The organism is Mesorhizobium sp. CA8, assembly GCF_020164955.1.
GTDB lineage: Bacteria > Pseudomonadota > Alphaproteobacteria > Rhizobiales > Rhizobiaceae > Mesorhizobium.
Map to the genome: position 1 here is coordinate 1 of NZ_JAIUHG010000020.1, position 19,665 is coordinate 19,665.

Sequence of the window (19,665 nt, forward strand, 5' to 3'; positions counted from 1 at the left end):
CAGCCGATCCGACTGCATGGCAAACCTGCCAAGCAGGCGAGCCTTCTTGCCTCCAATCTTGACAGGGAACATGAGAGGTAGGGCATCATGCCCGACCGCGAAAATGGCAGCTTTGCGTCGCATGTCAGTCATTCTGATAGGCCATCCGTCTTCCACAAGCGGACAAGCTAGCATCAACCTTGTACGCACAGGCACCAGTGCGAAAGATTCGTTTGAAGAGACCTGTCGGCGGAGTGACAGTCACGGCACAGCGCCTTGAGATCGGCGGTCGTCGATCGCTCGTCAGTCCACCTCACGCAGCCGATAACCAACGCCCGTCTCGGTGATGATATAGCGCGGCTGCTCCGGCGTCTTCTCGATCTTCTGCCTGAGCTGACGGACATAGACCCTGAGATATTGGACGTCGGTGGAATCGTTCCAGATCTGCTTCATCAGGAACTGATGGGTGAGCACCTTGCCGGCGTACTGCACCAGGATACGCAGGATCTCGTATTCCTTGGGCGACAGTTTTACTTCGTTGCGCTCGACCTTGACGATGCGTTTGACCAGGTCGACGGAAAGGTCGCCGGTATGGAACACCGGCTTCTCGCCTTGTTGCTGGAATTTGTGGCGCAGCGCCACGCGGATGCGCGCGACCAGCTCGTTCATGCCGAACGGTTTGGTCACATAGTCGTCGGCGCCGAGCTCGAGTGCTGCGACGATACCGGCCTCGTCGGTGCGGCTGGAGAGGATCACGACCGGAACATCGAGCCCGTCGGCCCGCCATTTGCCGAGCAATTCGGTGCCGGTCATGCCGGGCAGGCCGAGATCGAGCAGGATCAGGTCGGGCCGTTCTGCCTGGACGAGTTCGAGCGCCGCCTTGGCGTTCGGCGCTTCGGAGACCGCATAGCCCTGGCTGCCCAAGCCGACGCGCAGCAATTTGCGGATCGGCGGCTCGTCGTCGACGACCAGGATGGAGACGGTCCGATTTGTCATGCCGCATCATCCGTAACGGGTGTGCCGAGCGCCGGCAACTCAGCCGGCATCGGCATGCGGATGGTGAAGATCGCGCCCGGACGGTCGGTGCGGTTGGCCGCCGCGACCGTGCCGCCCATCGCTTCGATGAAGCCGCGGCTGATCGACAGGCCGAGGCCTGTGCCGGCGCGCACCTGGTCGCGCTTGCGCACGCGGTAGAAAGTATCGAATATCCGCTCCAGGTCGTCGGGCGGGATGCCCGGCCCCTCATCCATCACCTGCAGGATGACGGCGCCGTTGTCGACCCAGGCCTGCAGCCGGATGGCCGAGTCGGGCGAGGCATATTTGGCGGCATTGTCGAGCAGGTTGAACAATGCCTGCTCGAACAGCACCGGATCGAGCCTCAGCATCGGCAGGTCGGCCGGAATGTCAGTCTCTATTTTGTGCTCGGCGGTGATCTTCTGCGCCCGGTTCAACGCCGAGCCGACGACATCGCCGACATAGTGGAGCCCATAATTCGGTTCCATCGCGCCCGACTCGATCCTGGTCATGTCGAGCAGATTGGCGATGAAGCGGTTCAGCCGCTCGGACTCGCTAACGACCGTCGACAGAAGCTCCGCGCGATCCTTTTCCGGCAGCGCCGGCGCGAATTCCTTAAGCGTGCCGGCCGCGCCCATGATCGCTGCAAGCGGGGTCTTGAGGTCATGCGAGATCGAGGTGAGCAGCGCCGAGCGCAGCCGGTCCGCTTCCGCGGCCAGCCTGGCGCGATCGACATCGGCGACGAGCTGGACGCGTTCGATGGCGACTGCAGCCTGATCGGCCAAGGCGTCGAGCAAACGTTGCTGCTCAGGCGTCAGCAGCGGCCCTTGCTTGTCATTGTCGAGCCCGACGACGCCGATCGCTGTCCGCCCGGTTCGCAAAGGAAGATAGAGGCGTTTTGCGCCGGGCAAGGTATCGGCGCCGCGGCCGGCGGCGCGGTTATGCTCCCAGGCCCAGCGAGCGGCCGCGATATCGGCCTCGGCCAAAGTGTCGTCCGGCGGATAGCCGGCCTTGACGGTGATGGTGCCGTTTTCCGGCAAAAGCAGCACGACGCGGACCTTCAGCATCGAAGCGATCTGGAAGGCGGTGGCCCATAAGACGTCGTCCAGCGTGCCGGCGCCGGCGACCTTCCTGGAAAAGGAATAGAGGTCCGCGGTGGCGCGCGCCCGCGAGCGGGCGGCGACGGCCTGGCGCTGCACGCGCGCCGTCAGATTGCTGGCGATCACTGCAACGACGAGGAAGACCGCGAAGGCTACGATGCTCTCCGGATCCCTTATCGTCAGCGTGTAGCGCGGCTCGAGGAAGAAGAAGTTGAAGACAAGCGCGCTGAGGAAACAGGCATAGAACGCCGGCCAGAGCCCGAAGGTTACGGCCGATGTCAGCACGGCCAAAAGCAGGACACTGGCGAGATTGCGGACGTCGAGGAACCGGTCGAGGATCGAGCCGACGGCCAGCGCGCCGGCGACATAGGCCGTCGAGAACAAATAGGGCCAGACCTGGAAAGGCTTCTGCTCGGCCGCGGCCTTCACCCGCGCCGACGGCGCGTCGCCATCGCGCTCGGCGCCCGAAATGACATGGACGCTGATGTCGCCGGCGTTGCGGATCAGATCATAGGTAAGCGAGCCCTCGATCAGCTCGCGCCAGCGCGAGCGGGTCGGCCTGCCGACGACGATGTGGGTAAAGTTGTTCGCCGTCGCGTGACGCACGATGTCCTCGGCGACATTCTGGCCGGGAATGGTGGCGATCTCGGCGCCGAGCTGCTCGGCAAGACGCAGGTTCCTGGCCAGGCGGTCCTTGTCTTCCTCGGACAGGCCGGCGAGGCGTGGCGTGTCGACATGCAGCGCCGTCCAGGGCGCGCGCAGCCGGTCGGCGAGCCTGCGTGCGTAGCGGATGCGGGCCGCTCCGCCAGGCTGCGAGTCGACGCAGACGAGAACCCGCTCGCCGGCCGCCCAAGGCCCCGGAATGGCATGCGACTGCATGTGGTTGAGCAGTTGCTCGTCGACGCGCTGAGCCGTGCGGCGCAGCGCCAGCTCTCGCAGCGCCGTCAGATTGCCCGGCGAAAAATAATTCTCGATCGCGCGCTGCGCGGTGTTGGGGACATAGACCTTGCCGTCCTGCAGCCTCTTGATCAGGTCGTCGGGGGTGAGATCGATGATCTCGATGTCGTCGGCCTCGTCGATGATGGAATCGGGAACCGTCTCGCGCACCCTGACCCGCGTGATCTGGGCGACGACGTCATTCAGGCTTTCGACATGCTGGATGTTGAGCGTGGTGTAGACGTCGATGCCTTGCGCCAGGATCTCCTCCACATCGAGATAGCGTTTGGGGTGCCGGCTGCCGGGCGCGTTGGTGTGGGCAAGCTCGTCGACCAGGACGAGGGCGGGGTGCCGCTTCAGGATGGCGTCGATGTCCATCTCGTCTAGCGTCTGGCCGCGATACTCGACCAGGCGGCGCGGGATCACCTCGTAGCCGTCCACCAGGGCCTGGGTTTCCTTGCGGCCGTGCGTCTCGACGACGCCGATCACGACGTCGACGCCGTCGGCGCGGCGGGCGCGGCCCGCCATCAGCATCTCGTAGGTCTTGCCGACGCCGGGTGCGGCGCCGAGGAAGATGCGCAGCCGGCCACGGCCCTCGCGCTCGGCGTGCTCGAGGAGCGCGCCGGGGGAGGGTCGGTTCTCGGGGTCGGTCCTGTCGTCCGGCATCAGGTCCAATCATGAATTGCGCCGGGAACGGTGTCGATCCCCGGCGCGCAGCGGATTACTTCAGCGCGTCCAGCGCCAGGTTCAGCGCAAGCACGTTGACCACCGGTTCGCCGAGGACGTCAAGTTCGCGCTCCTCGACATGGCTGTCGACGAGCGCCTTCACCTTGTCCTCGGCCACGCCGCGAGCCCTGGCGACGCGCGGCACCTGGACATAGGCGGCGTCCGGGCTGATGTCGGGATCGAGACCGCTGCCCGAGGTGGTGACGAGGTTCATCGGCACCGGCGCATTCGGGTTTTCCGCCTTCAGCTTCTCGGCGTCGCCCTTGATGCGCTCTATGAGCTTGGGATTGGTCGGGCCGAGATTCGAGCCGCCGGAGGAGGCGGCGTTGTAGCCGTCACCGGCTGCCGACGGCCGGCCGTGGAAATAGCGGTCGCTGGCGAAGGCCTGGCCGATCAGGCTGGAGCCGATGACCTCGCCATCTTTTTCGATAAGGCTGCCATTGGCCTGGTTCGGAAACAGCGCCTGGGCGATACCGGTCATGCCGATCGGATAGATGAGGCCGGTCAGCACCGTGAAGAAGACGATCATGACAAAAGCGGGTCTGAGTTGCTTGAGCATCGGGGCAAATCCTTACGCGAGGCCGAAGGCCGTGACGATCAGGTCGATCGCCTTGATGCCGACGAACGGCACGACGATACCGCCGAGGCCATAGATGAGCAGGTTACGGGTGAGCAGCGCGCCTGCGCCGATGGCACGATACTTCACGCCTTTCAGCGACAGCGGGATCAGCGCAATGATGATCAGCGCGTTGAAGATGATGGCCGACAGGATGGCGCTCTGCGGCGTCGCGAGATGCATGATGTTGAGCGCCTGCAACGGACCGGAGGACTGGCCGGGCGCGACGTAGAAGACCGCGAACATCGCCGGGATGATGGCGAAGTACTTGGCCACGTCGTTGGCGATCGAGAAGGTCGTCAGCGAACCGCGCGTCATCAACAGCGCCTTGCCGATCTCGACGATCTCGATCAGCTTGGTCGGGTCGCTGTCGAGATCGACCATGTTGCCGGCCTCGCGCGCGGCGACGGTGCCGGTGTTCATGGCGACGCCGACATCGGCCTGGGCCAGCGCCGGCGCGTCATTGGTGCCGTCGCCGCACATGGCGACCAGCTTGCCCTTGGCCTGCTCCTCGCGGATCAGCGACAGCTTGTTCTCCGGCGTGGCCTGGGCGAGGAAGTCGTCGACGCCGGCTTCGGCGGCAATTGCCGCGGCGGTGAGCGGATTGTCGCCCGTGATCATCACCGTGCGGATGCCCATCTTGCGCAGCTCCGCGAAACGCTCGCGGATGCCACCCTTGACGATGTCCTTGAGGTGGACGACGCCGAGCAGGCGTCCGTCGCGCTCGACCGCCAGCGGTGTGCCGCCGGCCTTGGCGATCTCGTCGGCGATCGCCTGCAGGTCGCGGATCGTTTCGGTCGCCGGACGCGTGCCGTGGGCGGCGACGGTCGCCTGGTTGACATGGGCCAGCACCGCGTCGACGGCGCCCTTGCGCACCGACGAGCCGTCGATGTCGACGCCGCTCATGCGGGTCTGCGCGGTGAAAGGCACGAAGGTCGCGTGCAAGGTCGCCATGTCGCGGGCTCGGATGGCGTATTTCTCCTTGGCCAGCACGACGATCGAGCGGCCCTCCGGCGTCTCGTCGGCCAGCGATGCAATTTGGGCCGCATCGGCCAGCTCCTGCTCGGTGACGCCCTTGACCGGGCGGAACTCGGTGGCCTGGCGGTTGCCGAGCGTGATGGTGCCGGTCTTGTCGAGGAGCAGCGTGTCGACGTCGCCGGCGGCCTCGACGGCGCGGCCGGACATGGCAAGAACGTTGAAGCGCACCAGGCGATCCATGCCGGCGATGCCGATGGCCGACAGCAGCGCGCCGATCGTGGTCGGGATCAGCGTCACGAACAGCGCGACGAGGATCGTCACCGGGATATAGCCGCCCGAATAGGAGGCGAAGCTCGGGATGGTCGCGGTCGCCAGCACGAAGATCAGCGTCATGCCGACAAGCAGGATGTTGAGCGCGATCTCGTTCGGCGTCTTCTGGCGCTCGGCTCCTTCGACCAGCGAGATCATGCGGTCGAGGAAGGTCTGGCCGGATGCGGCCGAGATGCGCACGCGGATCCAATCGGACAGAACCTGGGTGCCGCCGGTGACGGCCGAACGGTCGCCGCCGGATTCGCGGATGACGGGCGCGGATTCGCCGGTGATCGCCGCCTCGTTGACCGAGGCCACGCCTTCGATGACCTCACCGTCGGAAGGGATGATGTCGCCGGCTTCGACCAGCACGACATCGCCGACCTTCAGGCTGGTGCCCGGCACCAGCCTGAATTTGGTACGGTCGCCGTTGACGAGCAGCTTGGCCTGGCTCTCGGTGCGCGCCTTGCGCAGCGAGTTGGCCTGCGCCTTGCCGCGGCCTTCGGCGACGGCCTCGGCGAAATTGGCGAACAGCACGGTGAACCAGAGCCAGATGATGATCTGCAAGGTGAAGCCGAGATCGCCGCCGCCGGCGATCAGGTCGCGGATGAAGAGCACGGTGGTGAGAGCTGAGACGACCGCGACGACGAACATCACCGGGTTCTTGACCAGCGTGCGCGGATCAAGCTTGCGGAAGGCGCCGCCGAGGGCGGGCACCAGGATGCGCGCATCCATGATAACAGCGGATTTGGACTGGCTCATTTTTGGGTTCCGGTATCGGTTATGTTGGACGGCGCCGGGTGTTCGGGCTGCGCGAACAGGTGCGGAAGGCCAGTGGCCAGCAGCCACAGCGCGAACAGCACGGCCGCCATGGCGAGAAAGGTTGAAAGCGTCGGGAAAGGACGAGGCTTCTTGTTCTTTCCGTTGTCGGGCGCTCCGTCACCGGTCGGGTGACGGTCGTTGCGACCTATGTCGTTGAAGCGGGGCATGGTCGTCTCAGAAGGTCTGTCCATGAATCATCGCCAGATACTCGATGATCGGACCGACAGCGAGCGACGGGAAGAAGGTGAGGCCGCCGACGATCACGATAACGCCGACCAGGAGGCCGACGAACAGCGTGCCGTCGGTCGGGAAGGTGCCGGCGGAGGCGGCCACGGTCTTCTTGGCGGCCAGCGAGCCAGCGATGGCTAAAGCCGGGATGATGACCAGGAAGCGGCCCATCAGCATCCCGATGCCGATGGTGATGTTGTACCAGGGCGTGTTGCCGGTGAGGCCGCCGAAGGCCGAGCCATTGTTCGCTGCGGCCGAGGTATAGGCGTAGAGCACCTCGGCGAAGCCGTGCGGGCCGCCATTGGCTATCGAGGCCACGGCGGTCGGCAGGACCACGGAGATGGCCGTGAGGATCAGCATCGCCAGCGGCAGGCACAGGATAGCCAGCATGGCCATCTTGACCTCCTTGGCCTCGATCTTCTTGCCGAGATATTCGGGCGTGCGGCCGACCATCAGGCCGGCGACGAAGACGGCGACGACGACGAACATCAGGATGCCGTAGAAGCCGGCGCCGACACCGCCGACGATGACTTCGCCGAGCTGCATGTTGATCAGCGGGATCATGCCGCCGAGCGCGGTGAAGCTATCATGCATGGCGTTGACGGCGCCGCAGGAGGCGGCCGTGGTGATCACGGCGAACAGAGCCGACAAGGCGATGCCGAAGCGCGTTTCCTTACCTTCCATGTTGCCGCCGTCGATGCCGAGCGCATGGACCAACGGGTTGCCGGCGGCTTCCGCCCAGTAGCAGACGGCGACGCCGACGAGGAACAGCACGCCCATCGAGGCAAGGAGCGCCCAGCCCTGGCGCTCACTGCCGACCATGCGGCCGAAGACGTTGGTGAGACCGGCGCCGAGCGCGAAGATCGACAGCATCTGGATCAGGTTCGAGATCGCGTCCGGGTTCTCGAACGGATGCGCTGAGTTGGCATTGAAGAAGCCGCCGCCATTGGTGCCGAGCATCTTGATGGCAAGCTGCGAGGCCACCGGGCCGAGCGCGATCGTCTGCTTGGCGCCTTCCAGCGTAGTGGCGTCGACGTAAGCGCCGAGCGTCTGCGGTACGCCTAGCCAGACATAGACAAGCGTCAGCACGATACAGACCGGCACGAGCACGTAGAGCGTGCAGCGGGTGAGATCGACCCAGAAATTGCCGATCGACTTGCCGGAAGCGCGGGCAAAGCCGCGGATCAAGGCAATGGCGATGGCAATGCCGGTTGCGGCCGAGACGAAATTCTGGACGGTGAGGCCGGCCATCTGCACGAGATAGGACATCGTGCTTTCGCCGCCGTAGTTCTGCCAATTGGTATTGGTGATGAAACTGGCGGCGGTGTTGAAGGCAAGCTCAGGATCGACCGCGGTCATCCCGGCCGGATTGTAGGGCAGTATGCCCTGCAGCCGCTGCAGCGCATAAAGAACGAGGAAGCCGGCAAGGTTGAAGAGCAGCATGCCGGTCGCATAGACGGCCCAATGTTGCTCCTCCTTCTCGCTCGTTCCGGCGAGGCGATAGAGCCCGCGCTCGATCGGGACGAGCAGCGGCGATAGTAAAGTGCGGTCGCCGCTGAAGACGCGGTACATATAAAAGCCGAGCGGCTTCACGAGCAAAGCCAAGATCCCGCAATAGACGAGGATCTGTATCCAGCCATTCATGGTCATGATGGGCTCTCCGCGTACCGGTCAGAAGCGCTCAGGGCGGATGAGGGCATAAGTGAGGTAGGCAAGCAGAAACAAGGTAACCGCGCCGCCGAGGATGTAGTCGAAAAGCATGGTACGGCTCCTTGCTCAGATTCTGCCGCAGGATTTGACGTAGGCCAAGGACAGGGCGAAGAATAAAATCCCGATCCCGAGAACTATAAGGTCCATTGCAGTCGTTCCTTGTTTTCCACTTGTGGCCACGGCCCGCGCAGGTCGGCTGAAAACTGAACGCGGACGCCCATCACCTTGGCGGCGACGGCGGTTCACAGCGCTTATTCGAATAGAAATATGGACCCGATCGCCATAAAGGTTCGAGACGGAGCGGGTGGGAAAGATATAGGAATCTTATAAAGGTCTCGATCGGCCTGACCTGCCACTGAAGTTTGATGCAGTGGCGATTAGAGACTTCGGCCGTTCTGTTACGCCGTATGGCGATGGGTTGAGTAACAGCGCAGACGCGAGCCCTGCAGTGAGCGCAATGCCGTTTGAATTGCCCGAGCTCGTGGATAGCAACGATAGGAATGACCGACGGCGAATATGTCGTGGTTCACGATCCCGATCACCGGCTGCCGTACGACCAGTCGTCACGGTCCTGAGTCATCGCCATATTTCGCCGAAGCGCCTGTCGCAGGCGCTAGGTGTGAAAGTGGCCGACCTGGCCCAGTTTCGCAATTTCGGTTACGAAGCCTTCGCCGAGGAAGCCAAGCTCTACCGTGGCCTCGCCCCCCCCCCTGGGGCAACGCAGCGTCTCTTTGCCAAGCTGCTGCGCAGGATGAGCTTCGCACCGACGAATTCATGATCGACTGCTTTCAAGTTCGTCACCGCGACACAGATAGCTATGGCTTCGTGCTCGAGACACTACCGCGCCGCCACCTTCGCGCCGAGCACCTCATGTCTCTGGGCGTGCCAGACGGTCCAATCAGGAAAAGAACTGGTAGAAGGCCGGTCTATCACCCTCGCGGATGGCCAAACAGTTGCTTCGGAAGACGTGTTGGGTCCGCCGGAAGCAGGCAAGAAGCTGGTCATCATCGGCGATACGGAGTCGACCGATGCGCTCGCGGAACATGTCCGCGGAGCCGACCTTCTGGTGATCGAGGCCACCTTCCCGGACGAGATGCGGCCATGGCGCGCGACTATGGTCATCTCACGGCTGCGCAGGCAGCATCTCTGGTAGCGACGAACAACGTGAAGCAACTCATTCTTACGCATATCTCCGGCCGCTATGCCGACGAAGAAATCCTCCCGGAAGCCGGGCGGGCATTTCCGAACAGCCGTATGCGGCTGATCTCGATGTGCTCACCCATATATGGCCGACAATGACATTCAGGACTGGCATCATCTCTGACACGCACGGCCTGCTGAGGCCTGAGGCGGAACGACGCCTGGCCGGGGTAAACCACATCATCCATGGCGGAGACATTGGCAGTCCTGACGTTATTGCCGCGCTTCAGCAGATCGCACCGGTTACCGCGATCAGAGGCAACGTGGATACTGCCGGGTGGGCTTCGACCTACGCCGATACGGCCTTGGTGCGGCTGGCAGGCCGAACATTCTACGTCCTCCATGATCTGAAAACACTGCAGGTCTCACCAGCGGCACTCGGTATCGACATGGTCGTGTCGGGCCACTCCCATGTGCCGAGACTCGAAACCGTTGACGGTGTGCTCTACCTTAATCCGGGCAGCGCCGGTCACCGTCGTTTCAAGTTGCCGATCACCTTTGCGACGGTTGATATCACGCCTGACGGTCTACAGCCGACCATTCACGATCTAAGTAGCGGCTAAGGTGCGGGGCTCAAGGCGATCGCATGCCAAGCGGGACGGCCCGCAGCGGCTGAATGAACACATCCGCGCGACCAATCACCTCAATTTGCCTTCTCGAAATGCGCGGAATGGAGAGTTCGACAATGCCCTTTATGCGACTTTCGAAGCACAAAAGGCGAACATTGAAAGGGCGTTGTGTGTTTTTGCCTGCCCATTCCGTCAGTTCCGGTGATCAATAGCAATGGCTGGAACGGGGCCGATTGCAGTCTGGCGGGTTTCAGCCCACCGTCGCGGTAAGCTGCCAGTCAGCAACCGGCCCTAAAAGGTCACTGGACCGTTCCACTATCAGACACTGGGGTTCTGGAAGTTTTTATACTTTCCGCATTGCGCCTCCGGTCGGCTGCGCCTTCAGATGTGGACGCTGGATGTTTCGATCCCTAGCGGTGCAAACTTGATCGGAGGTTCTCATTCTGGGGTTCTAGTCGGTAGAGCGCTACCGCCAATACAGCACTGCAACCGAATTCCTCTGTTGAAGCGAATTCGCAAGCGAGGTCAGCAAGTACAAATCCTGCCCCCGCAACCAACGTACTTGCAACGTCGCTTTTGCAGTGGAGGTAGGCCGAGCTCAATCTGTGTTCTTTGTGTTCGGTTCGCCAGACCATACGAGACGATACGAAGGATATGGGTTGGCTAACCATCCGCTAAGCCATTGATTTTCTTCGAAGGTCTCACACCCTCCGGGCCCACCATAAACTTTGATTTCATTGATGAAATGTGGCCTCGGCCCAAAACGTTTTGGGCCCATTGTGGGCCCGATGATGCAAAGGCGGCCACCCTTTGTTCCAACTCGATCTGATCACTTGACGACTCGCAGGACAGTTCGCTGCTTCATGGCGTCTCGTTTGGCCTCGCGCTGATTGATTGCGCGAGCAATATCGACCGCGATCCGCTTCTTGTTTGCCTCGCGCACATAGTCGTCTGTCACGGTCATCGAAGAATGCCCCATAGCCTCCATGATGGCGCGCGCCTGAACGTTGCATTCAGCGAGGTATGTGCCGAAGGTGCGGCGCAGGCCATGGAGCGTGTAGCCGTCAGGGATCCCTGCTAGGCGCGTCCAATGCTGCATCATGCCGCTCAGGCTCTTTTCCGAGAACGATCGTTTGTAACCATTCTTCAAGACGGTGCCGCCTATCGAGCGGTCGAGCGGCTCCAACGCTTCAGCGAGTTGTCGACGACGGGAATGAACATCTCCCTCCCTCCGTGACGATTGCGGTTCTTCTTCTGCCGGAAATCAAAGGCTTCGATCAGTTCCAGCGAGCCGTCGAAAAGTTCAATCTCCTCGGTGACAAGGTCCTCCCACTCCAACGCAGCAATATCGCCGCGCCGGTTTCCAAGCCAAAAGCCCAGCGCGTAACATGTGCGCGCTGCCGTGCCGATCGGATGTCGTGCCTCGAACCTCTCGCGGACCGCGATCGGCCAGGCAGGGTTCTTGGACGATTTTGGCACGCGCACCCGGATGGAGAGCGATGGATCGTCTTGCGGCTTGATCCATTTCTCAATCTCGATCGCGACCCATAGCAGTTTTTTAATGGCGACCAGCATGTGCTTGGCGACAGTGCGGTTGGTCCCGAAGATGCCTTCGATGATGGTGCGAAGCCGATCCGCGTCGAGGTGTTCAACTGGAGTATCACGCCAGGTCAGCGGGAATTTGGGATCAACCTTCAGGTTGAGAAAGCGTTCGATCAGGCGCGCGTTTTTCTGCTGAGTCGCTTCATCAAAATCCAGCCATTCCATCGTGGTCTCAAGTCGACGCGCGGCGTGGCCGAAGGTCTTCGGCAGAGCTCGGCCAGGGAGGGCGATGATCGCCGCCTTCTTACCATGACCCTGCGTCGCCTTCTGGTATTCGGCTTCGAACTCCGCATCACCGGGATTACCGGGAAGTCGAATTTCGGGCATGCCCTTTGCCCGATAGCGATAAACGGTTTTGCCGTTCTTGATGCGCGAAGAGACACCGGGGTAGCGGGCATCCTTGAAGGGTCTGGCCATTAAGCTCTCCTCCGGCACTTGAGCGACAGCTAATCCTTGCGCGACAGTTTCTCCTGCATTGCCTTGAGTGAAAGAGCATTGCTTTCCATCGCAATGCGCAGGAGGAGCGGATAGGGGAAGCCTCTGCCTTGCTCGATGCCCTCAAACGTGCGCTTCGGTATTCCCAACGCTCTGGCCGCGGCTTCGGCAGTGAATCCTTCCTTGGCCCGCCAGGCTTTCACGTCTTGGGCAAGCTTCTCATTCTCGCTCACGTCTCGCCTTTCCCAATGGTGTACTACGCTTTCAGCGTATACGCAAGTAGCGTATCACTCATTTTGTTTGCCCATCTCGCCTGCTTCGCTCCAACAACTCTTGGAGGCCGTTGTCTTTGTCCGGCAAAGAAGTGAAGGCGATGTCGAGAGCTACACGATCCCAGACGGCACGGCTGTTGATGCGCTTAGGTTTTGGCATACGCCCATCAGCGACCATCTCGTCAAAAAGAGTAGATCCGACACCAACATAACGGGCCGCTTCCTCGCGAGAAAGGCCTCGTGGCGGATATGAAATTGCGTCACTTTTCATCGACGCCGGCCAGGATGGTGGGAGCAGCGGCAGCGCCAAATCGGGAAGTCTCGCACCTAAGACCGGGCGCGTGTTGGTGACGCAGCACAAAGGTCATCTTCATACGAGTTCAGCCGCGGGGACCGTGCTCACTTAGATAAGAAGAGGCGCGTTCGGAAGAGGCCTTGCTGGATGCATCGGCGCGAACTGATAAGGACGTATGAACTGGTTGAATCGCCGCAGTAGAGCGTTCAAAGAGGGACTGGATCGCCTTCGAGAATTCCGTCTCGATCGCACGCCGGTGCAACGTATCCACGACGACCTTATCTCGCCTCGCTCCGCGCCTTGGCTTCAGATCCTTCAAAGAAATGCAGAACTGTTTTCGCAAGGATGTTCTTGATCGAAAGGGCAGCGGAAACCGAGCTAACAAACCAATTGCATCGATCGGCAGAGCCTGAAGCTCCGTGTTGCTAGTCTAGGCGGCGACGTCAGGTCAGCTTTCCAATCTGGGTTCCCAGAACGCCGACGTGCCGCTTGCGGCCACATTCGAGCTGAACTGACCCAAGATGGCTCGGCGAGGACCAATGATGTCCTAGATCTCCTTGCCGTGGGTAAGACTTCAGGAGAATTTTTTCTGAGAGTTGAGAGCAGCGTGCCGGCACTCGGGGGCGCCATGTCCCTGATTGTCTTATACCTGCACTGTCAGGCACGGATCGAAATTGGCGTTTTCACCGTCATAACCACGAGGATTGCAAACGATGCGAGTATCGCCGACCGTGTAGTCGCAACTGTCATGAGTGTGGCCGTGCACCCAGAGCGCGGGTTTGCCGACTTCGATCACGCTGCAGAGGTCCGACGCGTAGGCAGCATTAAGCAAGTCACCTTTGAGGCGTGGTGGAATCGAACTTGCGTGCGGAAGATGGTGCGTGACTACGACCGTCTTAGTCGGATCGGCCCTAAGGGAGGAATCGATGAAAAGCCGGGACTGCTGGTGCAAGCGGTATGCAGTAGCGGGGACAAAGCGCTCCCACGGATTCCGCCGCGCGGCAATCTTGCGGTAGTCGTTCATCCTCTGGCGCGCGTGGAACATGGCGACCTGAGGTCGGCCTTCGATTCGGTAATCTGTCCAGAGCGTCGCTCCGATGAAGCGAACTCCGTCGACAATGACCATTTCCTTCTCGAGGAAATGAATGTTTGGGAAACCCGCCGCCGCCGAATGTCCGGCTTCTAGTCCTTCCTTGATGGCGCCCTTATAAAATTCGTGGTTTCCAGCGACGTAAATGCAAGTCATTGCGTGGGCAACGTGCTTTGCAAGCCAGCGCACCCCATCGGCTGGCGCGCGGCAGAGGTCTCCAGCGACAATGCATACGTCGGCGTCAGGAATGACTAGCGGCTCCCGCAGGTCAGCGACTTCAAGGTGCAAATCCGAGAAGAGCCAGATTTTCATGTTTTCAACTCCGATTGGCTACTGCAGAACCCATTCACGCGAAAGCACCCGCCCTTCGGCGACGACGGGTCCCCCAAACCATCCTGCCCCGATCGATACGGCCCATCGGATCATGTGGCCTGCTCGCCGGTCGGGTGGTGGGATGGTCGGCATCCGTGCACCGCTTGCTGCGACATTGCAATTGTCGCTTGCCGAGGGGATCCCGCGACCAGCTTGAGATAGACCGGCGGAAGCCTTCCGTGTAAAACGCAGCAAAGGCGGCACTGATCCGTGCTGAACTATGTGCACTATAGTGCACAGAAATCTGGCCGCCCCTGTGTTCTTTGATTGTTTGTTACAATCGGTAAGTCACTCGTGTTATTATCCTACCGCATACTCTGTCGCATGCTTCTAAGGAGGCTTTGCGGTGACTGACCTCTCGACTGCTCTACGCATTCCGGCGGCGCAGTACATACGCATGTCAACCGAACATCAGCGCTATTCGCTCGATAACCAGGTCGGGGCAATCGGGGAATATGCCGAGGCGCGGGGCTTCGCAATTGTCCAGACCTATGCCGATGCCGGCAAGAGCGGCCTAAGCCTCAAAGGAAGAGCGGGGTTGCAGAAGCTGCTTGCCGATGTCGTGACGGGCCAGCGGAATTATTCCGCGATCCTCGTATTGGATGTCAGCAGGTGGGGAAGGTTCCAGGACACGGACCAGGCCGCGCACTACGAATTTATCTGCCGCGATGCCGGGGTGCATATCCATTATTGCGGGGAACCCTTCGAGAATGACGGCAGCATGGTCGCCAGCATCGTAAAGAATCTCAAGAGGGTGATGGCAGCCGAGTACAGCCGCGAACTTTCGAGCAAAATATGCAGAGCGCACCTCCAGCAAGCTCGCCTCGGGTTCAAGCAGGGCGGCCCTACGCCGTATGGCATAAGCCGGCTTTCGGTTAGCCAAGATGGAACGCCGCGACGTTTGCTCGAACCGGGCGACCGCAAGGGGCTGGACTCAGACCGCGTGGTTTTTACGCCCGGGCCCCCGGATGAGCTCAAAATTGTGCGACGAATTTTTCGCATGTTTCTGGCGCAAAAACGAAGCGTTGCGAACATTGCCCGGACGTTGAACGACGAAAAGGTGCCGTCACGGGATGGCGCTCTATGGAGCTGGGAAAGGGTAAGAGGCGTCCTCCGCAACGAGCTATTGATTGGAGACTACGTCTATAACCGGACCAACCATAAAATGAAGAAGCCGCCAATTCACAATCCGCCCAGTCTCTGGTTACGAATGCGAGTTATGGAGCCTATCGTCAGTCCAAAAACGTTCGCCCGAGTGCAGCGGGAATTCAGATTGAGGCGAGTCTATACTCTCAAAAGGGCGGAAATGATCAAAAGTCTGAGGCGCCTATTCCGAGAAAGAAAGAGGCTTTCGGAAGATATCATCAATGAGTGCCCCTACACGCCATCCTCGCATGCATATTGGGTGCACTTTGGCAGTTTACTGAAGGCATATGAGGCGGTCGGTTTCAGGTGCCCGCCGACGGGCCAACCAGCCAAATATTACTCGAATGACGAGTTGCTTCGTGGCGTTCGGCGACTGCACGCGACCTTCGGCTACGTCACAACCGCTCTGATCAATAACGACCCCAACCTTCCGGGCGATAAGGTTTTCAAGAGACGCTTCGGCTCTATTGTGGAAGCGTACGGCCTTGCCGGGTTTCCGACGACGATGCGCCAGAGTATCTCAGAGGCTCAAAAGCGAGCTGCGGCTCGGCGTTCCCTCCCTAAACGATCAGTTTAGCCAATTTGGCTTGTGTCTGATCCCGGAGGTGTAGCGGAGGTCGTCATCTTTTCTGACAAGAACACCGAGGCATCAACGATAGGCTCGACGTCCTGCCCCGAAACAGTCGAACGGCTGCTGCCGAGCGGCCTCGTTCGCCCCAGCGTCCTTGAGCCTGTGGTTTGAGATACACGATCAGGCAACAGGCACATAGCGCTCAGCCCTCCGACGCGATTTCGACGAGCTTCGGAGCTAACAGCCGACCGCGCGGCGGCCGCGATCATATTCAATTTTGCTAAACTCTTCGGAACCGATTGCTCCGGCCCGGTTTGAATCCCGGTTCAGGAGTTTGAGTGCATGCTTAAGCCGAAGGGTCAACTGACCTTCATCGAGTTCCAGTCACCGATGCTGGTCGAGAACGCTCCTGCCGACACGGACTGGCTGCACGAAATCAAATACGATGGCTACCGAACCGAGCTTATCGTTGAAGGCGGCGCGGCACGTGCCTTCACTCGTCGCGGCTATGACTGGTCGCATCGATATAAACGGATCGTCCAGACGGCGGCGAACCTGCCAGTCCGATCCGCGATCATTGACGGAGAAGCTGTGGTTCTCGGTAAGACTGGATTACCGGATTTCCAAGCTCTCGAGCGGGAACTGGCAAACCCGAACTCGCCGAAGCTCATGTTCTTTGCGTTCGATCTTTTGCACCTCAACGGCCGCGACCTTCGACAGCAGCCGCTGATTGAGCGCAAAGCTGCTCTGCAAAGGCTCCTGCAGGAAACGGCTCCAACACTGACCTATGCCGAACATCTGGAAATTAGCGGCAAGGACGTGTTCGACCATGCCTGCCGCATGGGGTTGGAGGGGGTGGTCTCAAAGCGCGCTGACTCTCCCTACCGTTCCGGTGTGCAAACGAGCTGGCTCAAGGTGAAGTGCGTCAAGAGCGACACCTTCCCGATTGTCGCTTTCGTCGAAAAGCTCGGCGCGCAACCACGCCGCATTGCTTCGCTCTATATTGGCAGATGGGAGGGCGAGCGGCTGCTCTATGCGGGAAAGGCGCAAAGCGGCTATACGCTGGAAGCAGCCCGGCGGATTCGCGAGCGGCTTGATCCGCTAATCATCAGCAAATCACCTCTCTCGGAACCCATCAAAAAGCCCAAGGCAACGTGGGTCCGGCCGGAGGTGCTGGCGGAGGTGCAATTCAGTGGCGTGACCGACCGAGGCATCTTGCGCGAGGCCGTGTTCAAGGGATTGCGCGAGGATCTCCAGGTGATCCCGGCGAAGCCGCCATCGCCCTCCAAGCGCAGGTTGGAGGGCCAACATGGCGTTCCTCGCGAGAACATTCTCCAGCTGCTACCCGATGCGGTTGCACCTTCCAAGCAAGAGCTTGCGGGCTACTGGCGGCGGGTGGCCGACCGAGCGCTGGTTTATTTGGGCCGAAGACCACTGAAGCTGGTTCGCCATGCGTCCGGGGCTACCTTCTACCATAAGGGACCGCTGCCGCCGATACCTGCGTCGGTGCACCAGCTGCGGGTGCAAAAGCGCGAAGGCGGCGAAGGCGTCCGGGTTTGGGTGGATGATCTCGACGGCTTCCTCGGCTTGGTCGAAATGGATGCTGTCGAGTTACACCCTTGGAACGCCACTGTTGACGACATCGAGCATCCGGATCAGCTCGTGCTCGACCTCGATCCGGGCGAAGACGTGCCATGGGATGCGGTGATCGAGGCGGCGCTGTCGCTACGTGACATCATGGAAGCGGCTGGGTTGCGGAGCTGGCCGAAGCTCACCGGAGGCAAAGGCATTCACCTGGCGGCTCCGCTGGCTTCGGGTGCGACCCACGACAAGGCGCGGCAATTGGCCAGATCGCTCGCCCAGTGCCTCATCGATGCCAAGCCGGACCGTTACCTCTTGTCAGCCGATCCGGCCGCCCGAGGGGGTCGCATCTTCCTCGATTATCTTCGCAACGGGCGCGGCAATACTGCAGTCGGTACGTTCTCGCCACGAGCGCGGCCCGGCTTTCCTATTGCCCATCCTGTCACATGGACACAGATCGAGCGCGGAATCCAGCCGGACGCCTTCACAATCGACCATCCATTCAGGGCTGCTGTTCGAAAGGTGGCATAGTGGGTGCCATTGAACCGGATCCGCTGCCCGTGGACTTCGATCGTGTCGCCGTCGATGATCGATGCGACGCCGATGAGTGGCTGCTGCTTGGGCGCGGACAAATACGCTGCGGCGAGGTCCTGCATGCTTTCGCTGTGCTTCATCACCATCTCGGCGACGAAGGCGCTTGCCGCGGCTGCGGTCAGAAAGATCAGCCGCCGCGGCACACTCGCCCAACGCAAGTCGCGTGACCGCTTCGCGCCGGCGCGCTTGCGCCACTGGTCGGATCGATTGTCGTACCTTGATTTGTCCAAGCCTCTCCCCCGCTACGGAGAATGCTCCAAAATGTGGCGGGGGTCTAGCAGTAGACGGGTCAGGCATTCACCTAAGTCTGCCGAAGAATTGGCTAACGTACATATCCAGCAAGCTGCTGATGCGCCAACGGTACAGTCGCGCAGCCACTCTTTCGGGTCCCATAACCGTTTCCGCATGTTCCGTCGCGAGTTTAAGCAGCGTTTCGGAGACTTCCTGCGCCGACCAGCCTCTATCAAGGGAGGCCTTCACCAAAGCTTCAAACGCAGGCTCAAGGGCAACTTCGCAGTTGATTGGGCGGTCGGGGCTGCCATCAGGAAGCAGGGGCGATTGGATTGGTGGCAGCGGGGCCATGCACTCAGAAAGCGCACAAGGGGAGAATCGTTCCGCTCGTCAAACGTGCTGCGCCGGAATATTCGGCCGACCGTTCGGAAGCATGGCTGCAGGGCTTCGACGGCGTGCCTATTGGCACCGAGGCGAAGCCGGTGAGTGATCGGCTGGAGACAGAGGTCGACGAAGGCGCGCTCGCGAAAGGCGACAACTAGAGCGCCTTTCCCGCCCGCAGCATCGCTCGGGCGATGGCAAGGTCTGCTTCTACCTTGGCGTTTTCCTTCTGCGTCATGTTGTCGGCGGCGATCAGGCGCCGCAGGGCGCGCACCACCTCGCCGCGCGCCCATCCTGCTTCAAGCATGCAATCCACGATCGCCTGAAACCCGGCTCCATTGCTTCCTGGCAGTCGACCTCTCGGTCGGGGTAGTCGCCTTCGCGTCTCGGTCCGCTGATCATCCGTTCCCGTCCACCGTGCTTTCTTCGTCCAACTGTCGCGGCACCGGCAGATAGGCGTTGGCCACGAGCCATTCGCCGACGATCGTTTCCACCAGATCCGGCTTGGCCGTTCCCATCTCGGCTGCCAGGCCGGTCAAGGCCTCATCGGTGCGCGGATCAAGGCTAATCCCGCCGACGTTTCTGAGCACGAGCGCGGCCCGCCGCAACAGCACCTGCAAATCGGCCCGAGAGGCGTCTGCGATGTGGTCGGCGGTGCTTTCCAGTTCATGAACGAATAGATGGCGGGACATCGCCAATGTCCTCTATTTGCGTAGCTCCTGAGCCAAGGCTTTAAGCGCCTTGGTCATGACGGCGACGGCTTCAAGGTTGATCGCAATTTCGACTTCCTCGCCGAGCGTCTGCAGCGTTAAAACCCCGACCTTGGTTATACCGTCGTCCATCATTCCGATCGAGACACCAGTTGGCATGTGAGGCGGCTTGTGCAGCGGTTTATGCAGCATCTCGGG

The 19,665-nt window shown here is 61.0% G+C and carries 20 protein-coding genes and 1 pseudogene; 6 read left to right on the forward strand and 15 right to left on the reverse strand.

All coding sequences use genetic code 11. The annotated features are described in order from the left end of the window. Window positions 1-282: 282 nt before the first annotated feature. The 7 genes from LB553_RS20695 to LB553_RS20725 are packed head-to-tail and all read right to left on the reverse strand — an operon-like array spanning window position 283 to window position 8,469. Window positions 283-975 carry a response regulator transcription factor gene (locus tag LB553_RS20695; protein WP_224516170.1) on the reverse strand — a complete coding sequence of 231 codons (693 nt, stop codon included), beginning with the start codon at window positions 973-975 and terminating at the stop codon, window positions 283-285. Then, on the reverse strand, window positions 972-3,695 hold the full coding sequence (locus LB553_RS20700) for a sensor histidine kinase (RefSeq protein WP_224516171.1): 2,724 nt from the start codon (window positions 3,693-3,695) through the stop codon (window positions 972-974). The genes LB553_RS20695 and LB553_RS20700 overlap by 4 nt, the downstream gene beginning before the upstream one ends. A gap of 55 nt (window positions 3,696-3,750) precedes the next feature. After that, window positions 3,751-4,314 carry a potassium-transporting ATPase subunit KdpC gene (gene kdpC / locus LB553_RS20705; RefSeq protein ID WP_224516172.1) on the reverse strand — a complete coding sequence of 188 codons (564 nt, stop codon included), beginning with the start codon at window positions 4,312-4,314 and terminating at the stop codon, window positions 3,751-3,753. Window positions 4,315-4,326: 12 nt separating this feature from the next. Beyond that, window positions 4,327-6,420, reverse strand: coding sequence for a potassium-transporting ATPase subunit KdpB (gene kdpB / locus LB553_RS20710; protein ID WP_224516173.1), 2,094 nt, complete (start codon window positions 6,418-6,420; stop codon window positions 4,327-4,329). Further along, window positions 6,417-6,647, reverse strand: coding sequence for a hypothetical protein (locus LB553_RS20715; protein ID WP_224516174.1), 231 nt, complete (start codon window positions 6,645-6,647; stop codon window positions 6,417-6,419). Before LB553_RS20715 ends, kdpB begins: the two co-directional genes overlap by 4 nt. 7 nt (window positions 6,648-6,654) lie before the next feature. After that, window positions 6,655-8,358 carry a potassium-transporting ATPase subunit KdpA gene (gene kdpA, locus LB553_RS20720; protein WP_224516175.1) on the reverse strand — a complete coding sequence of 568 codons (1,704 nt, stop codon included), beginning with the start codon at window positions 8,356-8,358 and terminating at the stop codon, window positions 6,655-6,657. Window positions 8,359-8,379: 21 nt separating this feature from the next. Beyond that, window positions 8,380-8,469, reverse strand: a complete 90-nt coding sequence (locus tag LB553_RS20725; RefSeq protein WP_036257910.1) for a K(+)-transporting ATPase subunit F — start codon at window positions 8,467-8,469, stop codon at window positions 8,380-8,382. 574 nt (window positions 8,470-9,043) lie between these two features. On the opposite strand from LB553_RS20725, the gene LB553_RS20730 reads away from it, so the two are divergent. The 3 genes and pseudogenes from LB553_RS20730 to LB553_RS20740 all read left to right on the forward strand — a co-directional run bounded on the left by LB553_RS20730 (window position 9,044) and on the right by LB553_RS20740 (window position 10,181). Continuing rightward, entirely contained in the window at window positions 9,044-9,196 is a 153-nt protein-coding gene (locus tag LB553_RS20730; RefSeq protein ID WP_224516268.1) for a hypothetical protein, read from the forward strand. Continuing rightward, window positions 9,187-9,717: pseudogene (locus LB553_RS20735) on the forward strand (MBL fold metallo-hydrolase); the annotation flags it as partial. The gene LB553_RS20730 and the pseudogene LB553_RS20735, both read left to right, overlap by 10 nt. Beyond that, the gene (locus tag LB553_RS20740) at window positions 9,714-10,181 is read left to right on the forward strand and encodes a metallophosphoesterase family protein (protein ID WP_224516176.1); all 468 of its coding nucleotides are present in this window, start codon (window positions 9,714-9,716) and stop codon (window positions 10,179-10,181) included. The pseudogene LB553_RS20735 and the gene LB553_RS20740, both read left to right, overlap by 4 nt. 835 nt (window positions 10,182-11,016) lie before the next feature. On the opposite strand, the gene LB553_RS20745 is transcribed toward LB553_RS20740, so the two are convergent. The 5 genes from LB553_RS20745 to LB553_RS20765 form a co-directional block, all read right to left on the reverse strand. Beyond that, a complete protein-coding gene (locus LB553_RS20745) occupies window positions 11,017-11,337 on the reverse strand; it encodes a tyrosine-type recombinase/integrase (protein WP_224516177.1) in 321 nt (106 codons plus the stop codon). Window positions 11,338-11,348: 11 nt separating this feature from the next. Next, window positions 11,349-12,206 carry a hypothetical protein gene (locus LB553_RS20750; RefSeq protein WP_224516178.1) on the reverse strand — a complete coding sequence of 286 codons (858 nt, stop codon included), beginning with the start codon at window positions 12,204-12,206 and terminating at the stop codon, window positions 11,349-11,351. A 29-nt stretch (window positions 12,207-12,235) separates the two neighbouring features. Further along, a complete protein-coding gene (locus tag LB553_RS20755; RefSeq protein WP_224516179.1) occupies window positions 12,236-12,457 on the reverse strand; it encodes a helix-turn-helix domain-containing protein in 222 nt (73 codons plus the stop codon). A gap of 58 nt (window positions 12,458-12,515) precedes the next feature. Continuing rightward, window positions 12,516-12,767, reverse strand: coding sequence for a helix-turn-helix transcriptional regulator (locus LB553_RS20760; RefSeq protein WP_224516180.1), 252 nt, complete (start codon window positions 12,765-12,767; stop codon window positions 12,516-12,518). Between the two features lie 667 nt (window positions 12,768-13,434). Beyond that, entirely contained in the window at window positions 13,435-14,193 is a 759-nt protein-coding gene (locus LB553_RS20765) for a metallophosphoesterase (protein WP_224516181.1), read from the reverse strand. A gap of 406 nt (window positions 14,194-14,599) precedes the next feature. Here LB553_RS20765 and LB553_RS30720 point away from each other — a divergent pair, with 406 nt between their 5' ends. The 3 genes from LB553_RS30720 to LB553_RS20780 all read left to right on the forward strand — a co-directional run bounded on the left by LB553_RS30720 (window position 14,600) and on the right by LB553_RS20780 (window position 18,918). Beyond that, window positions 14,600-15,976, forward strand: coding sequence for a recombinase family protein (locus LB553_RS30720; RefSeq protein WP_224516182.1), 1,377 nt, complete (start codon window positions 14,600-14,602; stop codon window positions 15,974-15,976). Between the two features lie 336 nt (window positions 15,977-16,312). Beyond that, window positions 16,313-18,082, forward strand: a complete 1,770-nt coding sequence (gene ligD, locus LB553_RS20775) for a DNA ligase D (RefSeq protein ID WP_412033366.1) — start codon at window positions 16,313-16,315, stop codon at window positions 18,080-18,082. A 626-nt stretch (window positions 18,083-18,708) separates the two neighbouring features. Next, a complete protein-coding gene (locus LB553_RS20780) occupies window positions 18,709-18,918 on the forward strand; it encodes a hypothetical protein (protein WP_224516183.1) in 210 nt (69 codons plus the stop codon). Here LB553_RS20780 and LB553_RS20785 read toward each other — a convergent pair. From LB553_RS20785 to LB553_RS20795, 3 genes are all read right to left on the reverse strand, one after another. Continuing rightward, window positions 18,915-19,064: a hypothetical protein gene (locus tag LB553_RS20785; protein WP_224516184.1), complete on the reverse strand. Its 150-nt coding sequence runs from the start codon at window positions 19,062-19,064 to the stop codon at window positions 18,915-18,917. The two genes, LB553_RS20780 and LB553_RS20785, sit on opposite strands and share 4 nt — an antisense overlap. Before the next feature lie 91 nt (window positions 19,065-19,155). Then, complete coding sequence (locus LB553_RS20790; protein WP_224516185.1) at window positions 19,156-19,449, reverse strand: hypothetical protein; 294 nt, start codon at window positions 19,447-19,449, stop codon at window positions 19,156-19,158. Window positions 19,450-19,461: 12 nt separating this feature from the next. Further along, the gene (locus LB553_RS20795) at window positions 19,462-19,659 is read right to left on the reverse strand and encodes a hypothetical protein (RefSeq protein ID WP_224516186.1); all 198 of its coding nucleotides are present in this window, start codon (window positions 19,657-19,659) and stop codon (window positions 19,462-19,464) included. Window positions 19,660-19,665 lie beyond the last annotated feature (6 nt).